At 47.7% G+C, this 16,186-nt stretch carries 18 protein-coding genes; 12 read left to right on the forward strand and 6 right to left on the reverse strand.

Annotated elements, in window-relative coordinates; all coding sequences use genetic code 11:
• The first annotated feature begins 63 nt into the window (after positions 1-63).
• A complete protein-coding gene (locus tag ACOQOZ_RS02485; protein ID WP_420590708.1) occupies positions 64-1,263 on the forward strand; it encodes a sensor domain-containing diguanylate cyclase in 1,200 nt (399 codons plus the stop codon).
• Positions 1,264-1,343: 80 nt separating this feature from the next.
• Positions 1,344-2,909 (forward strand): hypothetical protein, encoded by a 1,566-nt coding sequence (locus ACOQOZ_RS02490; RefSeq protein WP_420590709.1) that lies wholly within the window; start codon positions 1,344-1,346, stop codon positions 2,907-2,909.
• 69 nt (positions 2,910-2,978) lie between these two features.
• Here ACOQOZ_RS02490 and ACOQOZ_RS02495 read toward each other — a convergent pair whose 3' ends face one another.
• From ACOQOZ_RS02495 to ACOQOZ_RS02510, 4 genes are all read right to left on the reverse strand, one after another.
• Positions 2,979-3,716: an SGNH/GDSL hydrolase family protein gene (locus ACOQOZ_RS02495; protein ID WP_420590710.1), complete on the reverse strand. Its 738-nt coding sequence runs from the start codon at positions 3,714-3,716 to the stop codon at positions 2,979-2,981.
• Positions 3,716-4,336, reverse strand: a complete 621-nt coding sequence (locus ACOQOZ_RS02500) for a uracil-DNA glycosylase family protein (protein WP_420590711.1) — start codon at positions 4,334-4,336, stop codon at positions 3,716-3,718. Before ACOQOZ_RS02500 ends, ACOQOZ_RS02495 begins: the two co-directional genes overlap by 1 nt.
• 81 nt (positions 4,337-4,417) lie before the next feature.
• The gene (locus ACOQOZ_RS02505) at positions 4,418-4,774 is read right to left on the reverse strand and encodes an HU family DNA-binding protein (protein WP_419810896.1); all 357 of its coding nucleotides are present in this window, start codon (positions 4,772-4,774) and stop codon (positions 4,418-4,420) included.
• A 186-nt stretch (positions 4,775-4,960) separates the two neighbouring features.
• Positions 4,961-5,779 (reverse strand): SDR family NAD(P)-dependent oxidoreductase, encoded by an 819-nt coding sequence (locus ACOQOZ_RS02510; RefSeq protein WP_420590712.1) that lies wholly within the window; start codon positions 5,777-5,779, stop codon positions 4,961-4,963.
• Here ACOQOZ_RS02510 and ACOQOZ_RS02515 point away from each other — a divergent pair.
• The 5 genes from ACOQOZ_RS02515 to ACOQOZ_RS02535 all read left to right on the forward strand — a co-directional run bounded on the left by ACOQOZ_RS02515 (position 5,778) and on the right by ACOQOZ_RS02535 (position 10,339).
• Complete coding sequence (locus tag ACOQOZ_RS02515; protein WP_420590713.1) at positions 5,778-5,912, forward strand: hypothetical protein; 135 nt, start codon at positions 5,778-5,780, stop codon at positions 5,910-5,912. The two genes, ACOQOZ_RS02510 and ACOQOZ_RS02515, sit on opposite strands and share 2 nt — an antisense overlap.
• Positions 5,913-6,129: 217 nt before the next feature.
• Entirely contained in the window at positions 6,130-7,905 is a 1,776-nt protein-coding gene (aspS, locus tag ACOQOZ_RS02520) for an aspartate--tRNA ligase (RefSeq protein WP_420590714.1), read from the forward strand.
• Positions 7,906-7,991: 86 nt separating this feature from the next.
• Positions 7,992-8,468 carry a hypothetical protein gene (locus tag ACOQOZ_RS02525; protein ID WP_420590715.1) on the forward strand — a complete coding sequence of 159 codons (477 nt, stop codon included), beginning with the start codon at positions 7,992-7,994 and terminating at the stop codon, positions 8,466-8,468.
• A gap of 25 nt (positions 8,469-8,493) precedes the next feature.
• Complete coding sequence (locus ACOQOZ_RS02530) at positions 8,494-9,354, forward strand: alpha/beta fold hydrolase (protein WP_420590716.1); 861 nt, start codon at positions 8,494-8,496, stop codon at positions 9,352-9,354.
• Positions 9,355-9,439: 85 nt separating this feature from the next.
• Positions 9,440-10,339 carry a hypothetical protein gene (locus ACOQOZ_RS02535; RefSeq protein ID WP_420590717.1) on the forward strand — a complete coding sequence of 300 codons (900 nt, stop codon included), beginning with the start codon at positions 9,440-9,442 and terminating at the stop codon, positions 10,337-10,339.
• Positions 10,340-10,539: 200 nt separating this feature from the next.
• On the opposite strand, the gene ACOQOZ_RS02540 is transcribed toward ACOQOZ_RS02535, so the two are convergent.
• A complete protein-coding gene (locus ACOQOZ_RS02540) occupies positions 10,540-11,292 on the reverse strand; it encodes a cysteine hydrolase (RefSeq protein WP_420590718.1) in 753 nt (250 codons plus the stop codon).
• 111 nt (positions 11,293-11,403) lie between these two features.
• Between ACOQOZ_RS02540 and ACOQOZ_RS02545 the strand changes: the two genes are divergently transcribed.
• Positions 11,404-12,327 (forward strand): AraC family transcriptional regulator, encoded by a 924-nt coding sequence (locus tag ACOQOZ_RS02545; protein ID WP_420590719.1) that lies wholly within the window; start codon positions 11,404-11,406, stop codon positions 12,325-12,327.
• On the opposite strand, the gene ACOQOZ_RS02550 is transcribed toward ACOQOZ_RS02545, so the two are convergent.
• Positions 12,324-13,484: an L-lactate dehydrogenase gene (locus ACOQOZ_RS02550; protein WP_420590720.1), complete on the reverse strand. Its 1,161-nt coding sequence runs from the start codon at positions 13,482-13,484 to the stop codon at positions 12,324-12,326. The two genes, ACOQOZ_RS02545 and ACOQOZ_RS02550, sit on opposite strands and share 4 nt — an antisense overlap.
• Positions 13,485-13,694: 210 nt before the next feature.
• On the opposite strand from ACOQOZ_RS02550, the gene ACOQOZ_RS02555 reads away from it, so the two are divergent.
• The 4 genes from ACOQOZ_RS02555 (at position 13,695) to ACOQOZ_RS02570 (ending at position 16,166) form a co-directional block, all read left to right on the forward strand.
• Positions 13,695-14,036 carry a hypothetical protein gene (locus ACOQOZ_RS02555; RefSeq protein ID WP_420590721.1) on the forward strand — a complete coding sequence of 114 codons (342 nt, stop codon included), beginning with the start codon at positions 13,695-13,697 and terminating at the stop codon, positions 14,034-14,036.
• A gap of 9 nt (positions 14,037-14,045) precedes the next feature.
• Entirely contained in the window at positions 14,046-14,498 is a 453-nt protein-coding gene (locus ACOQOZ_RS02560; RefSeq protein WP_420590722.1) for a GNAT family N-acetyltransferase, read from the forward strand.
• 119 nt (positions 14,499-14,617) lie between these two features.
• A complete protein-coding gene (locus tag ACOQOZ_RS02565) occupies positions 14,618-15,274 on the forward strand; it encodes a YgjV family protein (protein WP_420590723.1) in 657 nt (218 codons plus the stop codon).
• A gap of 97 nt (positions 15,275-15,371) precedes the next feature.
• Entirely contained in the window at positions 15,372-16,166 is a 795-nt protein-coding gene (locus tag ACOQOZ_RS02570; RefSeq protein ID WP_420590724.1) for a substrate-binding periplasmic protein, read from the forward strand.
• Positions 16,167-16,186: the final 20 nt, after the last annotated feature.

Here is a 16,186-nt window from a genome sequence, read left to right on the forward strand (position 1 = left end):
AAAGTGGCGGCAGTTGGGTTAAAAAGGACTAAGCTGAAAGGGTAACTGTGTGAGAGGTAGGCTATGGCACTGGCAAATATGAGTCTGGATGAGGTTGAAGCCATCTTTGACCTGTCATTCGATGCCATTGTGGTGATCGATCAACACGGCCAGCCGGTGTACCACAACCGGGTGTTTGCTGAGCTGAGCGAGCATACACGTTGCCATATTATCGCTCACCATCATTGTCCGGATCTGGTGGTTAGTGACTATCACGTGCACCGGGTATCTATTCGCTGCGGCACGGTTGTGATTCTGGCCAGTAATACTCCTTATCAGGAACAGGAAACCGTACTTGCGGCTCTGGTGCGGGGCATGGAAAACAGCGACAACATCTACAAAACAGCGGCACAAGCCGTTTCCAAAGCTCTTGGCTGGCACTGGATCTCAGTGACGCGCTTTAATGGCTCGTTGGTGGAGGTGCTGGCTCACTGTGCGGAGGGTGTGATTGTCGATAACTTCAGTTTTGAAATTGCCGGTACGCCGTGTGAGGCCATGGCGCGAACTCAACGATTTACCCTGTTCAGTGATGTTGCCCAGGCATTTCCGGAAAACCAGGAATTGCAAAAGATGGGCGCGAAAACCTACGCCGGTCTGGTGTATCGCGATAAAGACAATCAGGCAGTCGGACATATTATGGCGATCCACGATCATCGTGATATCGATTACCGTCACACCGAAGAAGTGTTAACACTGGCCACACTGGCGTTATCCTCTCACCTGATGCTGGATCAGACCCACCAGAAACTGCAGACCGCCATTGAAGAATCGCGCACCGATCCGCTCACTCACCTCTATAACCGTAAGTTATTCGACGAAAACATCAGTGCCTCGGTGGAGCGTTTTAAGCGCAATCAGTGTGATGCGTGCCTGGCCATTATCGATGTCGACGACTTTAAGGGGTATAACGACACCTTTGGTCACGCCGAAGGAGATCGGTTACTAAAATTGCTGGCGACCGAACTTACAAAATTGGGACGCGAAGCCGATTTTGCTTACCGCATTGGTGGTGATGAGTTTGCAATGATTTTTGCGGATGCCAATGAGCATATTGTGACGCGAGCGGACCGCCAGTTTCATGCAGCACTGAAGAACCTGTCATTAATCACTCAACGGGACGTTTCCGGCAGTATTGGTTATGCCATGTTGTCAGACTGCAGTGACGCAAAAGACTGGTATCACCAGGCGGACCAGGATATGTACCGCCGTAAAGCGGGTGAATAAACCCTAAATTGCACTATGTTCAAACTGACGTAGCTGCCTAGACTGCTCCACCTGTTTACTTCTTTACAGGTGGCTCTCCAATGAAAAAGCTCTTATTACCTCTGGCAATTGCCTCGCTGACCGCCTGTGGTGGTGGCAGTAACAGCAGTTCCGACAACGCGGGTGGTGACAGCAACGGTGGCAATAATGGCGGTGGTTCTCCCGTGGTAAAAGACACCACGGCACCGGTATTAACCAATCTGACCCGTCAACAAGCTGCAACCACCCGCACCCGGGTCGAGATTGCCTTCAACACCAGTGAAGCTGGCAAGGTAGCGATTCAGGGCAAAGGCTGTGTATTGGCAGCCAATCAGCCGGATGCGACTGAAGGCGACAACAAAACCGAAATTCAGCTGACGGAAGGTGCCGGTAATTACAACTGTTCCATTGCGGTAACGGACGCTGCGGGTAACCAATCTGAATTTCTGGCATTGCCACAATTTCAACGGGTATTGCTGCAGGATCTGACGGCGACTGCCTATATCGGACCACAAGATACCCGTATTGAGCTGCCACCACTGCCGTTGGCGTATGAGTTCTATCGCAGCCGTGATGAAAACTGCGATCTGGCGAATTACAACAGCTGTGAACAGGGCCTGCTGGATGTGACGTCGGGTGAAGTCACTCTGGTTGATAGCGCATTAACGGCCACTAAGGCCGCGACTTACGCATTAAGAGTCGACGGCAACAACGCCAAAGCCACCATCGAAACCCGCGATACCTGGGGAGGTCGTCAAACCTGGGATATGACGCCGGTTAACCTGAGTGGAAAACTGTTTCTGTTGAATGGTCTTTTTCAGTCGAAAATCTGGTCTTCCGACGATGGCATTAACTGGACCGAAGTAGAAGGACATAACCTGGAAAACCGCGTGTTTACCGATGCCAAAGTATTTAAAGAACGCATTTGGGTGTTGGGCGGTCGTAAAAATGGTAACGATCGTGTTGGCGATATGTGGAGCAGTGCTGATGGCAAAACCTGGCGCCGTGACTTTACCAGTGCCGCATTTGGTCAACGTGAGTTTCATCAACTGGCGGTTTACGACAACGCTTTATGGTTGATTGGCGGTCGTAACAACACGGTTGATCGTAAGGATGTCTGGAAAAGTGGCGATGGTATTAACTGGACTCAGGTAACCGCGGATACCGGCATGTCGACCGGCCTGTACGATCATCAGGTTGTCGCAGTAGAAGGCGATGGCATGTATGTGTTCTACAACAATAATTTCCGTTCCGATCCGCGTGTGGTTGAAGTGTGGAAAAGTCAGAATGGTAAAGATTGGAATAAGTTGAGCGAGATTCCACATCGTACCGATTATTCTGTAGCGCACAAAGATGGCCGTCTCTACGTGATTGGTGGTGTTCGCCTGGAAGCTTCGAATGCAGAAAACAACATTCTGACTTCCTCTGATGGTATTACCTGGTCTGGCCAGCAAGCGACCGGTGCATTCGAAGGTTTTAAGAATTCCGATGTGATTGTCTTTAAAGATCGCTTCTGGCGTTATGGTGGTTTGTCTGTTCAGAGTGGAGGCACCAGCGCAATTAAAACCTCTAAAGATGGTATTGAATGGCGCATTCCGCAGACAATTAAGGTGCAGTTCCCACGTTAAGAGCGAATTCGATATAAAGGGATCAGATCCTGGTTTTATACCTGTTTGATATGGGTGTTAAACCGGGATTTAAATCTCGGTGAGTTCTTTTGCTACACCTTCTCCCCATAATTGATATCCAGCGGCGTTAGGGTGATAACCATCTTCTGCCATCCATTCAGGCTGCAGCGGAATATCGATTGAAATAAAGCGCCAGTGATTTTCCCGACAGAGCAATTGCAGTTCCTGATTCAGTTGCCATGCACGTAATCCTAAAAACAGATTTAATGGTTTCGCCAGAGCAGGGAAGCGATGCATGGGTGGTACCTGGGTAAAAAACACCTGAATCGCCGGATTCTGTTGCCGAACTTTGCTAACCAGTGTTTTAAGATTATTGCGCCATGTTTTTCGTCGTGAAAAACCGGTGGTGTCATTCACACCCATGGTGATAATCAGATGGGTACAGCTGGGGATAACATCTTGTTCATTGATCAGGTTAATTAATTCAGAAGTATCCAGTCCTGTTTGGGCAATATAGTGCCAGTGATGATCGGTATTCAGTTTTGTCAGTGTTTTGCTGATATTTGCGGTAAAGCCGAGTTCGCTATGTTGAACACCCACTCCGGCGACGGTGCTTTCCCCTAAATGCAGAATATTCAGCGAAGCGGGTGTTGTGGAATTAAACTCTCCGGATCTTGGCCCATCGGCCTCTGGCAGTCTGAGTGCTGTTTCCCGTGTGTTTTTTCCCTGCCAGATAATTAATGGCAGGAGTGGTGCAAGTAAACAATAGCCGCTGTAACTCAGCAATAATGGCAAGCGCTGAAACATCAGTCGGACTCCGGTTGTAATAAACGTTGCACTTCCGAACGAATAAAAGGAACAACGTCAGCTTCAAACCAGGCATTTTTCTTTAACCAGATCTGATTTCTCGGTGAAGGATGGGGCAGGGGAATAAAACCGGTCGGCGCGTCACGCCAATTCCTGACTCTTTCGGTCAGCGTTTTATGGCGTTTTAAAAAATCACCAGCCGTATCGCCTGACGATTTTAAATAATACTGTTGCGAATATTGGCCGATTAATAACGTCAGTTCGATATCCGGCATGTGCTGCAATAATTTTGCATGCCATTGTGGTGCGCATTCAGGACGCGGCGGCAGATCGCCACTTTTACCTTTGCCCGGGTAACAAAAACCCATCGGCATGATGGCAATGTTCCGGCTGTCGTAAAAAACCTCGTTGGGTGTTTGCAGCCATTCTCTAAGACGTTTGCCGCTGGCATCGTCCCAGGGAATGCCACTGGCATGTACCTTGGTTCCCGGTGCCTGGCCAATAATTAAAATGCGCGCCGACGACGAAGCGGAAACCACCGGGCGAGGGCCGAGTGGTAAGTGTTCAGCGCAGTGGTCGCAGTGTTTAATTTTATCCAGCAGCGGAATCAGTTCGGACATGTTTTTTACCGGAATTCAGGCATAAAAAAAGCGGCCTGATATTCTCGATATCAAAGGCCGCTTCTCAGAAAGATAAAACTCTTACAGAGCCATGTCTTTCAGTTTCTTCAGTGGCAGAACCTTAACTTTGGTAGAAGCAGGTTTTGCAGCAACGTCCATGGTTTCACCAGGGCGGAAAGGATTTGGTACGTTTTTGCGAGCTTTTTGAGCAGGCTTTTTAACGGTTTTGATCTTCAGCAGACCAGGCAGGGTGAACTCACCCACAGAACGCTTCTTAACGTGGCGTTCGATCACAATGCTCAGTTCGTCCAGAACAGCAGTCACTTCTTTACGAGACAGACCTGTGTTGTCTGCGATCTCGTTCAGAATCTGAGTTTTGGTGAACTTCTCTTTTACTGCAGTAATTTTACGTGCAGGAGCGGCTTTTTTGGCAGGCATAAGTTTCAGGTCCTTAAAAGTATTCTTATTCCGGATGGCTGATTGCTTCAATCAACCAGCGACATGATTCTTATGCAAAACACCAAGGGAGGCAAGCCTGAAATCCCTGTTTTTGTAGGCTTTTGTAAGCCATTCGATCAAAAAATGCGCTGCGGCAAGGGATTTCAGTGTTTTACGTTGGATTGCTTACGCCAATTTACGTAATACCCAGCCAAATATGTCGGTATATTTGATTGGGAATAAACGCTGGGTTCGATCCATCGCTTTGGCGTCGGAGCCAATCAGAATGCGGCGTTTGCCTTTTAATGTACCGTCAATAATGGTGCTGGCCGCCTGTGCCGGTGTGGTTTTTGCCATTTTTTCAAACTCTCTGGCTTGCTGCTCGAGAGATTTTTCACCGGCCATGGAGGTTTTCATGCGGCCATTGCGGACAATATTGGTTTTGATACCACCCGGGTGAACCGTCGTTACCATGACATTGGTGCTGGCCAGTTCCTGACGCAGCGATTCGGTAAAGCCGCGTACCGCGAATTTGGTGGCGTTGTAAGCGCCCTGGGTAGGGAGTGCAATAATGCCAAAGATGCTGGATACGTTAATAATGGCGGCTTCGGGGCGGGCTTTTAATAACGGCAGGAAGGTTTTGGTGCCATACACCACGCCCCAGAAGTTAATGTCTACGATCCACTCCATGTCTTCGTAGCTCATTTTTTCGATGGTTTCAGACAGGGCAACACCGGCGTTATTAATGATGGCATCGACCTGACCATGATCCGCAACCACAGTTTCTGCATAGGCTTCCCAAGCGGCGCGATCGGCAACATTTAATGTGTGCAGAGTAACTTTGCCAGCACCCTTTAATGAAGCTTTGGTTTCTTCCAGGCCGTCCATGTTGACGTCGGACAGTGCCAGGTGAGCACCGTCAGCACTCAGTTGTTGTGCCAGAGCACGGCCAATGCCGGATGCCGCACCGGTAATAACGACCACTTTATTTGCGAAAGATTGCATGCTGAATACACTCCTGAAGCGGGACTTGGTGCATCCCACCTTTGATTTTGTTGTTATGTCTGAAATAGGTGTTGCTGATGTGTCTGCCGTTGTGGCGCTGATGAATCGTCAGAACAGGGCGCAGATTACCTGAGTACCGGGCCTTCTCAAGGTGGATTTACGTCGTGATGGCAGGGCAGATGAGGCATTTTCACCACCGGGTATCATGGTTTTGCCATTGTTCTTCCTTAATAAGGCTGTTCTTTTCAAGGTTTCATCATTAATTCATGTTTGGGTATCGGACGCCCGGCAAAAATTCTGTATACTGCCCGCCTTTTATTTTCTATTACGTATTGATGCGGGACCAAACGATGCGCACGCACTATTGTGGTGATATCAACGAAACCTTGATTGACGAAACCGTAACCTTTTGTGGTTGGGTTCACCGTCGCCGTGACCACGGTGGCGTAATTTTCTTAGACGTTCGCGATCGTGAAGGTCTGGTACAGGTAGTATTCGATCCGGATACGGTTGAAGCCTTTAATACTGCAGACAGCGTTCGTTCTGAGTTTGTGGTTCAGATCACTGGTCGCGTTCGTGGTCGTCCGGAAGGCACCATCAACGAAAACATGCGTACCGGTAAGATCGAAGTACTGGGTAAAGAAATCAATGTCGTGAACAAGGCTGCAACGCCTCCGTTCCCATTAGACGGCTACACCGACGTGGGCGAAGACATCCGTCTGAAGTACCGCTACATGGATATGCGTCGTCCTGAGATGCAAGAGAAGCTGCGTTTCCGTTCGAAGGTTTCTTCCCACGTACGTCGTTACCTGGAAGATAACGGCTTCCTGGATATCGAAACGCCAATCCTGACCCGTGCTACCCCAGAAGGCGCACGTGACTACCTGGTGCCAAGCCGTACTCACGAGCACAACTTCTTTGCACTGCCTCAGTCGCCACAGCTGTTTAAGCAGCTGCTGATGGTTTCCGGTTTCGACCGTTACTATCAGATTGCTAAGTGTTTCCGTGACGAAGACCTGCGTGCTGACCGTCAGCCGGAATTCACTCAGATCGATATCGAAGCGTCTTTCATCGATGAAGAAGAAATCATGGGCCTGACTCAGGGCATGATCACTGAGATCTTCGAAAAAGAATTAAACGTACAGTTGGGTGAATTCCCACGTATGCCTTATTCCGAAGCGATGGAGAAGTACGGTTCAGATAAGCCAGACCTGCGTATTCCTCTGCAGCTGGTGGACGTTGCTGAATTCCTGCAAGACATCGAATTCAAAGTATTCGCTGGCCCGGCTAAAGATCCTAAAGGTCGCGTAGCGGCTCTGCGTGTACCGGGTGGTGCTGAAATCTCCCGTAAGCAGATCGACGAATACACCAAGTTCGTTGGCATCTACGGTGCGAAAGGCTTAGCTTGGATTAAGGTGAACGAGATTGAAAACGGCGTTAACGGCCTGCAATCTCCAATCATCAAGTTCATCGGTGAAGAAAACACCATGGACATTATGAACAAGCTGGGCGCACAAAACGGCGACATCATCTTCTTCGGTGCAGACAAAGAAGTGATCGTAAACGAAGCGCTGGGTGCACTGCGTTGTAAGCTGGGTGAAGACCTGAACCTGTACACCTGTGAGTGGGCACCTCTGTGGGTTGTCGACTTCCCGATGTTCGAAGAAACCAAAGACGGTGGCATCACTGCGATTCACCACCCATTCACTGCACCAAGCTGTTCTCCGGAAGAACTGAAAGCGGCACCAACCACAGCCCTGTCTCGTGCTTACGATATGGTTCTGAACGGTTGTGAGCTGGGCGGTGGTTCTATCCGTATCCACGAACAGTCCATGCAGGAAACTGTATTCGACGTACTGGGTATCAGCGAAGAAGAACAGCAAGAGAAGTTCGGCTTCCTGCTGGACGCACTGAAGTACGGTGCTCCGGTACACGGTGGTCTGGCATTTGGTTTAGACCGTCTGGTTATGCTGTTGACTGGTGCTCAGTCTATCCGTGAAGTGATTGCCTTCCCGAAAACCCAGTCTGCTGCGTGTGTGATGACCGACGCACCAGGAGAGGTGGGCAACGCTCAGCTGCGTGAGCTGCATATCAAACTGCGTGAGAAGCCGAAAGCTGACTCTTAATAAATAGTTAAGATTTAGCTGGTTTTAAGTGTAAGAAAAACGGGAGCTTCGGCTCCCGTTTTTACTTGTCAATTATTGGGCTTGATATGAAATACTCTAAAATTTTTAATCGCTTCTTCATGCAAAAAATATCTATTTTTCTTATCTTTTTGGGGCTCTTGTCTGGGTGTGCGACTAAATATTCTCCACCTGTATCAGGAAAGTTAGCAACTGTTACTTATCGGGTAGCACCTGGTACAAATGATTTTCACATTTTTCTGTTTAATGACTATAAGTGTGAAAATGCTTCAATTATTGAATCAATCGATGAGAGTGAAGAGCTTCAAGATATTACCGTTAGTTTTGAAGCTGATAAAAAGGTCATAAATACATTTACTAGCGTAAGTAACGACTCATCAAGTGTATATTTTCATTATACAACGGTAGATTTTATACCAGAGGAAGGAAAGAGATACGCGATAGAGTTAAAAGGCCGGGATAAAATTTATTTTAATCTTCTGGGTCGGGAAGAGGGTTATGAAGAATTGCAGTTGAATACACCAGAAAAGGTATGTATTCATTGATTATTTTTTGGCTTTGGTTAGATATATGGAAGACTTTAAACTTCCGATAAAAATCAATTCAAGCGGTGAAATAGTTCTCCACCGCTTGATGAATCCCAAAACCAACATCACCGGCCTACCGGTGATTATTGCCCACGGCACTTTATCCAACTCCGACGCCGTCCGTGACTTAGCCATCTATCTCTCTGATTTGGGCTTTGATTGCTGGTTATTAGAGTGGGGTGGCCACGGCCACAGTACACCATCCTCCAATAAACAAGACTTCGAATTTCCTGCCTTTAACGATGCTCCATTAGCCATAGATACCGTGCTGGAGAAAACCGGCCACCAGAAGCTGTACTGGATCTCCCACAGCGGCGGCGGTCATTTGCCACTGATGTATTTGGCTCGCTACCCGGAACAACAAGGCAAAATCGCAGGTATCGCTACGCTAGGCACTCAGGCGACCGACGCTGCTCCCGATTTAAACTACAAATTCAGAGCTGCCTATTTGTGGCTGCTATCCATGCTGTTTAATCAGGTTTCGCTTAAAGCCTTGCCAATCAAAATGGCCGAAGGGGAGCCAACCCGGTTATTAGCCCAGTGGGCAAAATGGAATCTCCGCAAACAATGGCTCGGTAATGATGGCTTCGATTATATGAAAGGCATTGAAGAGCTGAATCTGCCGTTTTTTATGATTGCCGGAGGCAATGACGATATCGCGCCGGTATCCGGCTGTAAGCGCATTTATGATCATATCGGCAATGACGATAAAACCTGGCTGGAATGTTCGTTAAAGAAAGGCTTCTCAAGAAACTTCACTCATGGCCAGCTGGTAAAAGGCAGGGCTGCCCGGGAAGAGATATATCCAAAGATTGGTGAGTGGCTGGCAGCCAGGAACAAGTAGCAAAGTCGATCACGGCGAGTGAGTATAATATCAATTGATGGTAATATCGCCGCCGTAAATCTGATTGTTATGTTTAAGGATGAATATGAAGTTCCCCATTCTTTGTTTATTGATTACGCTGACTCAGCTTACTGGCTGTGCTTATAGCAATATCGGTCGCGGTTATTCCTACCTCGATGACGATAATATCAGGGAAGCCTTGCCTCTTTTCGAAAAAGCCGCAATTGAAGAAAATAGTAAAGAAGCCGCCATTATGGCCAGCTTTCTTTATATGAGCGATTTTCAGGTACCACTTAATCTGGCGAAGGCGGAGGAGTTCTATCTGTTAGCTGAAGAGCTTGATGGTGGCTATTACAGTCAGATTGACCAATATTTTATGCCATTAGCGAAAGCCCGCATTCTTATTCATGATGACGATGATGAAAACGATGCAGAGGCGATGAAGCTGATTCGGGCCGACCGCTATGCTACCTACGCGCCTGTGCTGAGAATGCTGGGCAAAGCTTACGCGTTTGGCAAGGGGGTTGATCAAAATCTGGCAGTATCTGCGCGCTTGTATGAGCGCGCAATGGAATATGATGGAACAGATTATTCTTTAATCTCTTATAGCTGGTGGTTGTCTGCCCACCCAGCAGTTGAATATCGCAGACCGCAATATGCGGTACAGCTGATGGAGGAAATTGTTCCGGATTATCAAGGTGAAGGTGTAAGAAACCGCTCTTATGTTTTCGATGGTTACGCTGGTGCGCTGGCAGCCAATGGTCGTTATGGCGATGCCATTGTTAATCAGCAGAAAGCGATTGAGTACCTGAATCAGGAAAGAGCAGATTATCCGGATTTTGCGGAGCGATTAAGCTGGTACGAATGCCGGTTACAAAATTATAAAAAAAATAAGCCCTGGCATATGACCGAAAATCAGACGCCTTATGTAGGCTCAGCTGGTATCGATTTTTGTGTTCCTGAGACAGTAGCGAACAATCAGTGATTGCGGCATCACTGATTGGTTAGACCATTATCTGGCTATATGAAATTTATCCGAAAATAGCCGAATGGCTAATCACACGAAATAACGTTTAAATTTACGAAGTTTCATAAAAAAGGCCAGCCCCCGGACAGGCTGGCCAAAAAGGGCGCAATAAAGTCACGCCCGACACCTCGAATTAAAGTGGGTAGGAAGTCACTTTATTACAGGTCTTTGATCTGCTTAACCGTTGTTTCGGTATCACGCAGTGCATGAGCAATCATACGGAAGTTAACCAGAGACGCCTGATACGCATCCAGACCTGGTAAAATTGCACCCGCAGTTGCATCAGAAACTACCTGTACTTCAAAACCCTGTTCAACCAGTTCACGCATGTGAGATTCGGTACACAGGTTAGAAGACATGCCCGCCAGAATTACTTTATCAATACCGCGCTTACGCAGTTGTAAAACCAGATCGTTAGTTTCCGGGCCGTACACTTTGTGTGGGCTGGTTACTACGGTTTTACCATCGTTAATGTATTTCTTATAACGCTTCAGCCAGTCTGCACCGGAATTTTTAAAGCCTTTCAGAGACAGCGGGTCTTTACGGTCGAACATGTGGATGCTGTGCATCACGGTTTCCAGAGTACCTTCGTGATCCCATTTGTGATCATGTGGGTAGTAGTAATGCGGCGAAATAAACATCGGCAGGTCTTCCGACTTAGCCGCTTTCATCAGTTTTTCCAGGTTTTCTACGGTATTGTTGGCAACAACACTTTTACCAACCACACCCCATGCAACACCGTCCGGGCTTAAAAAGTCATTTTGTGGATCGGTAATCACCAAAGCGGTGTTGCTCTTATCAAATTTAACTCCGTTATCTGGTAAGCCTTCTGCCGTTGCCTGAACGGATAATCCCATCAGTGAAACAACCAAACCTAAAGATACGAAATTTTTAACAGTTGAAAACTTCATGTTTAACTCCTCGTAATTAATTAAAGTTTCGCATTCTATTTTCCAGAATTGTAAGGAACTTTCAGTATTCGAAAGTCTCAATTAAATGTGTAATCGTACAAGGATAAAAAAATGGATGTATTAAACAGCATTTTAAGATCGGTTAAGTTGTGCAGCAGTATGTATTTTAATGCCAGATTTTGTGCGCCATGGGGTGTCGACCTCGCCGAAGATTATCGTTCTTCTTTTCACATTGTTGAGCGTGGTCATTGTTGGTTAAGAATGAATGGCCGTGAACCACTGCAACTAAATGAAGGCGATATTGTTATTCTTCCTCATGGTAGTGCGCACCTGATGTCGGATCAGCCGAATTCCGCCTGTCGTCCGGTAGCGGATGTGGTTGGCGATTTAATGCAGGGTGTTTCTCCTTTTCCCGGCGAAGGTGATGGATTAAAAATGATCTGTGGCTTTTTCGAATTTAATAAAGACGGTGAAGTGCATTTTTTAAAGTCGCTGCCGAATCTGATTCACTTTACTCAGCAGCACAGAACGCAGTTTCAGTTTTTAGACAGTGCGCTGGAGATGATCAGTCACGAATCTTCGTCACCGTTTCCGATTGGTGGTTTATTAAAGGATAAAATAACCGAGTTGCTATTTATTCAGGCGGTTCATACTTTTATGGAATTAAACCCGGAGAGAAATTGTTATATTGTTGCATTAAATGATCGTTATATTTCCCAGGCGCTGGCTTTAATGATTGAGCAGCCTCAATATCCCTGGACGTTAAATAAACTGGCGTTAAAAATAGGTATGTCGCGTTCGCGCTTTGCTCAGCATTTTCATCAGTTAATGGGCACGACCCCCATGCGTTATTTGCTGAACTGTCGTATGCAGCTGGCGAAGCAGTATATCGAAACGGGGAATATGCCAATCAGTAATATCAACGAGATGGTGGGGTACGCCTCCGACAGTGCATTTAAAAAAGCCTTTAAAGAATTTTTTGGTAATACACCGTCGTTTTACCGGCGTGAGATGAGAGAGCAGCTGGTGCTCTAACGCACCAGTATCTCTTCGGTAATTTCTTCCACCCGGTTTACACCCGTCAGTGACATCGCCACATGCATCTCTTTTTTCATAATATCGAGAATATGACTGACACCTTGTTCGCCACGTGCGGCCAGTGCATAAGACCAGGCACGGCCAATCATGCAGGCATCGGCGCCACAGGCTAACGCTTTCACCACATCTAATCCGCTGCGAATGCCGCTATCAACGATGATTTTGGTTTTACCATCGACTGCTTGTTTTATTTCCGGCAACACAGCCAGGGTTGCAGGTACGCCGTCGAGCTGGCGACCACCGTGGTTGGATACCACAATGGCATCGGCACCAATCGCAACGGCCTGTTTAGCATCTTCGGCATCGAGTATGCCTTTTAATACGATATTGCCGTCCCAGTGATCACGAATCCAGTTCAGGTCTTCCCAGCAGATGCTTGGGTCAAACTGCTCATCAACCCAGCCTTTAAAGTCAGACAAACCCTGGGCGTCGGGTAACGCTTCCTGCAAGTTACCAAAGGTCAGCGGTTTACCACCAATCGGAACATCGAGCAGCCAGCACGGATGTGAAATGATGTCCCATCCACGTTTTAAATTGCCTAATAAGGAACCATTGCCAGACAAGCCATTACGGGTATCACGATAACGCTCACCCAGTACCGGCAGGTCAACGGTAAATACCAGGGTGTCGCAGCCTGCGGCTTTAGCGCGTTCTAATAAACGAATACAGAATTGGCGATCTTTAATCACATACAGCTGAAACCAGAAGGGTTGGGTGGCGGCCTGTTGCAGCTCTTCAATGGAACAGATGCCCACGGTCGACAGGGTAAAAGGTACATTGGCTCTATTTGCCGCTTTTAGTCCCTGAACTTCACCGCGTTTGGCAAAACATCCTGTTAAGCCAACCGGTGCCAGAACCACTGGCATGTCCATCTGGCGGCCGAGAAACTCAGTTGAGGTATCAACCCGTGAAACGTCCTGAAGAATACGCTGACGCAGCTGCAGATCTTCAAATGCCTGAACGTTCGCTTGTCCGGTTTTTTCCTGATAGGAGTGACCATCAATATAGTCGAAGAACTGGCGCGGCAGACGTTTGCGCGCTAATTCACGGTAATCATCAACACAAGCGGGGGCGACATTGAGGCTGGAGGCCATCTGCAAATCTCCTGTTATTTCTGCAGTAGTTTTCGCGTTGTTATTTTTGCCAGCGAAATACGATGCCGCTAGTTAACCAAAAAACCAACAGAGGCGCATCTGCCATTATCGCACCGCAGTGCAATAAGCTCCGGAATGAGCTAAGTGATTAACGCTAAAGCGCTTTTATGCTAGTGTGCGATGCTTTCATCCGCCAAAATCATCTTCATTATGAACGCCAATCAAGCTCTGTTAGATATGTCTGAAATCGCCAGTGAAGCCCATGGCCGAATTCAACAGGATTTTGCTGATATTAATCCGGTAATCGGGGTAATGCAGGGCATGCGCAAAATGGGTATTCCGGCAGACGTGATGACCATCGACTGCCTGGTGAGCAAAAAACGCATCCTGGTGGTGTTACACGATGAGCATCCTGGCCTGGTGCAATATCAGTTCACCTTCAGTGATCAGGATCCGGGTGATGATTATCAGGCGCTAAAATCCGAGGATGTCAGCAGCGATACTTTATATGACTGGATTAAGGATTATTTTTCTGCAGATTCAAATCACTGATTATTGAATATGAAGATCCGGGCCTTCACTGATCAGGATTTCGCCGACGTCGAACGTATTTATAATCTGTCCAAACTGGATGAGCTGAAATTCGAACATCACGAGTTTCAGCTGATCCCATTAACTCAGGATAGAAAGCGTTTTGCTCAGTTGATGGAATCCGATATTTATCTGCTCGAATCAGAGGGCCAGGTTATAGCAATGGCGGGTTTGTACCAAAATGAGGTGCGCGCATTTTTTGTTCACCCGGATCATCGTGGCAATGGATACGCCGGAAGGTTGTTACAACATATGCTGGCGCAAACTGAAGGTGTTGTCAGTCTGCAGGTGTTAGCCAGTAACCAACCAGCAAAGCAGCTGTATCTGAAATCCGGATTTGTTGTCAGCGAAGCAATTACCGGAGAATACGGTGGTGTGCCGTTAACGGTCGAGCGTATGATCAGGCCCGATCTCTCCCGATAGAAGGAGGCGCACTCACAAACGCACACAACGGTTTTCAGAACAGAGCTTGCAGGGCGTGACAGAGAACAGCAGGAAAAACTGAGAGCAGCAGGGAGTTCGTAAACAAGGAGTTAGTAAGCATGGAGCTGTTGAATTCAGTGCTATTGAGGCTTGAGCTATGGAAATTAGAGCTATGGAAATTAGACCTATGGAAAGCAGAGCTCTTTAAGTCAGAGCTAACCAGTCTGATAAGCACCACTTACCTGCTTGGTATCGCTGGAGTCATTGCCAATATTTGCTGGCCGCTGTTTAAACAACGTAAGCATATTCTGCTCGGCCAAATAATGGCGTGTGTGCTGATGGCCAGTCATTTCTATCTGCTGGGCGCTGCTACCGGTGCTGTGGTGATGGCCGTTGCGGGTATTCAGGCGGCACTGGCGTTGCCGTTAGAAAACCACCCTCAGTTTAAGCGCGTTTATCTGCTTTCAGTCTTTCTGACACCGGTGGTTTGTTGGCTCAGCTGGCAGGGGATTGCTTCGGTTTTTTCGTCTCTGGCGTTGCTGCTCTTCTGTATGGGTAACCTGCAAACGATGACGCTGAAACTACGGCTCTGGCTGTTAGCGTGTCTCGGTGCCTGGATCGTTCACAACTCCCTGGTCTTGTCTTATCCGGGGCTGGTATCCAATGCTTTGGCGTTGGCAACCAGCTTATTGGCGCTGAAGCGTGAATGGCGCCAGTCGTTTGATAAAGGCAATGCAGAGCATCAAGTTGCGACAACCAGCCAACCCGGACAGTGACCTGTTTTTTACGACAATGTTGACTGACTCTGCGCTTTTTTGCTGGGTTATCGCTCCGAAACAGCTAGCATAATGTGTGACGAAGTAGGAATCAGCCATGCATTTAATGACGTTGTTTCTGGGCCTGATATTTACCATCTCCACTCTGGCCAATCCCCGAGATCAGCTGCAGGTTCTGACCATCGAGGAACCACCGTTTAACTTTACCAATCGCGCCGGTGAGCTCGACGGTATCAGTGTTGATGCCGTAAAAGCCATTGGGCATGAATTGGGGGAAAGCATCGATATCGAGCAGATCCCCTGGGTGCGTGCTTATCAGATGGCCGAAACGCTCCCAGGCGTTGTCTTGTTCACTGCTGCAAGAATTCAGGAGCGGGAGAGCAGCTTTTATTGGATCATGCCAGTGGTTCAGAATTCCTGGGGCTTCTTCAGCTTGCCGGAGAACCAGAAGACGATTACCTCGCTGCAGCAATTAAAAAACGAACGGGCGATTGGCGTGCTTCGCGGCGGAGCGCGTGAAGCCTACCTGAAGCGCCATGGCTTTAATAATCTGGTGGCGGCGACCACTTATCTGCAATTAAAAAAGATGTTACTCAAAGGCCGCATCAGTATGTTCTTTTTTGCTAAATCCGGACTGATGGAATTAGGTGCGGATAAAGGGAATGCCGTTTGTGTTGCGAGCTCGTATGAGGTTGTTCCGCCTCCAAGCTACATCATTATGTCGAAAGTTACGGATGCTGAAACGGTAAAGCGCTGGCGCCACGCGGCAGCAATAATTCGTTCGAACGGTACGTATAAAGCCATTGCTGAAAAATGGGCCAGACAGCTAAGCAATGAGTGTGGCGCAACTGCCGTGTATCGTAATGGCTTATTGGATTTCTCGAATCAATAAGCCACTCTGCTTTTTAATAT

The organism is Bacterioplanoides sp. (genome assembly GCF_965219715.1).
GTDB lineage: Bacteria > Pseudomonadota > Gammaproteobacteria > Pseudomonadales > Oceanobacteraceae > Bacterioplanoides.

What these genes read in the sequence shown, in the direction of transcription:
- ACOQOZ_RS02485 (WP_420590708.1), top strand. Translation starts at nt 64, where the DNA reads ATGGCACTGGCAAATATGAGTCTGGATGAGGTTGAAGCCATCTTTGAC.
- ACOQOZ_RS02490 (WP_420590709.1), top strand. Translation starts at nt 1,344, where the DNA reads ATGAAAAAGCTCTTATTACCTCTGGCAATTGCCTCGCTGACCGCCTGT.
- ACOQOZ_RS02495 (WP_420590710.1), bottom strand. Translation starts at nt 3,716, where the DNA reads ATGTTTCAGCGCTTGCCATTATTGCTGAGTTACAGCGGCTATTGTTTA.
- ACOQOZ_RS02500 (WP_420590711.1), bottom strand. Translation starts at nt 4,336, where the DNA reads ATGTCCGAACTGATTCCGCTGCTGGATAAAATTAAACACTGCGACCAC.
- ACOQOZ_RS02505 (WP_419810896.1), bottom strand. Translation starts at nt 4,774, where the DNA reads ATGCCTGCCAAAAAAGCCGCTCCTGCACGTAAAATTACTGCAGTAAAA.
- ACOQOZ_RS02515 (WP_420590713.1), top strand. Translation starts at nt 5,778, where the DNA reads ATGCTGAATACACTCCTGAAGCGGGACTTGGTGCATCCCACCTTTGAT.
- ACOQOZ_RS02510 (WP_420590712.1), bottom strand. Translation starts at nt 5,779, where the DNA reads ATGCAATCTTTCGCAAATAAAGTGGTCGTTATTACCGGTGCGGCATCC.
- aspS (WP_420590714.1), top strand. Translation starts at nt 6,130, where the DNA reads ATGCGCACGCACTATTGTGGTGATATCAACGAAACCTTGATTGACGAA.
- ACOQOZ_RS02525 (WP_420590715.1), top strand. Translation starts at nt 7,992, where the DNA reads ATGAAATACTCTAAAATTTTTAATCGCTTCTTCATGCAAAAAATATCT.
- ACOQOZ_RS02530 (WP_420590716.1), top strand. Translation starts at nt 8,494, where the DNA reads ATGGAAGACTTTAAACTTCCGATAAAAATCAATTCAAGCGGTGAAATA.
- ACOQOZ_RS02535 (WP_420590717.1), top strand. Translation starts at nt 9,440, where the DNA reads ATGAAGTTCCCCATTCTTTGTTTATTGATTACGCTGACTCAGCTTACT.
- ACOQOZ_RS02540 (WP_420590718.1), bottom strand. Translation starts at nt 11,292, where the DNA reads ATGAAGTTTTCAACTGTTAAAAATTTCGTATCTTTAGGTTTGGTTGTT.
- ACOQOZ_RS02545 (WP_420590719.1), top strand. Translation starts at nt 11,404, where the DNA reads ATGGATGTATTAAACAGCATTTTAAGATCGGTTAAGTTGTGCAGCAGT.
- ACOQOZ_RS02550 (WP_420590720.1), bottom strand. Translation starts at nt 13,484, where the DNA reads ATGGCCTCCAGCCTCAATGTCGCCCCCGCTTGTGTTGATGATTACCGT.
- ACOQOZ_RS02555 (WP_420590721.1), top strand. Translation starts at nt 13,695, where the DNA reads ATGAACGCCAATCAAGCTCTGTTAGATATGTCTGAAATCGCCAGTGAA.
- ACOQOZ_RS02560 (WP_420590722.1), top strand. Translation starts at nt 14,046, where the DNA reads ATGAAGATCCGGGCCTTCACTGATCAGGATTTCGCCGACGTCGAACGT.
- ACOQOZ_RS02565 (WP_420590723.1), top strand. Translation starts at nt 14,618, where the DNA reads ATGGAGCTGTTGAATTCAGTGCTATTGAGGCTTGAGCTATGGAAATTA.
- ACOQOZ_RS02570 (WP_420590724.1), top strand. Translation starts at nt 15,372, where the DNA reads ATGCATTTAATGACGTTGTTTCTGGGCCTGATATTTACCATCTCCACT.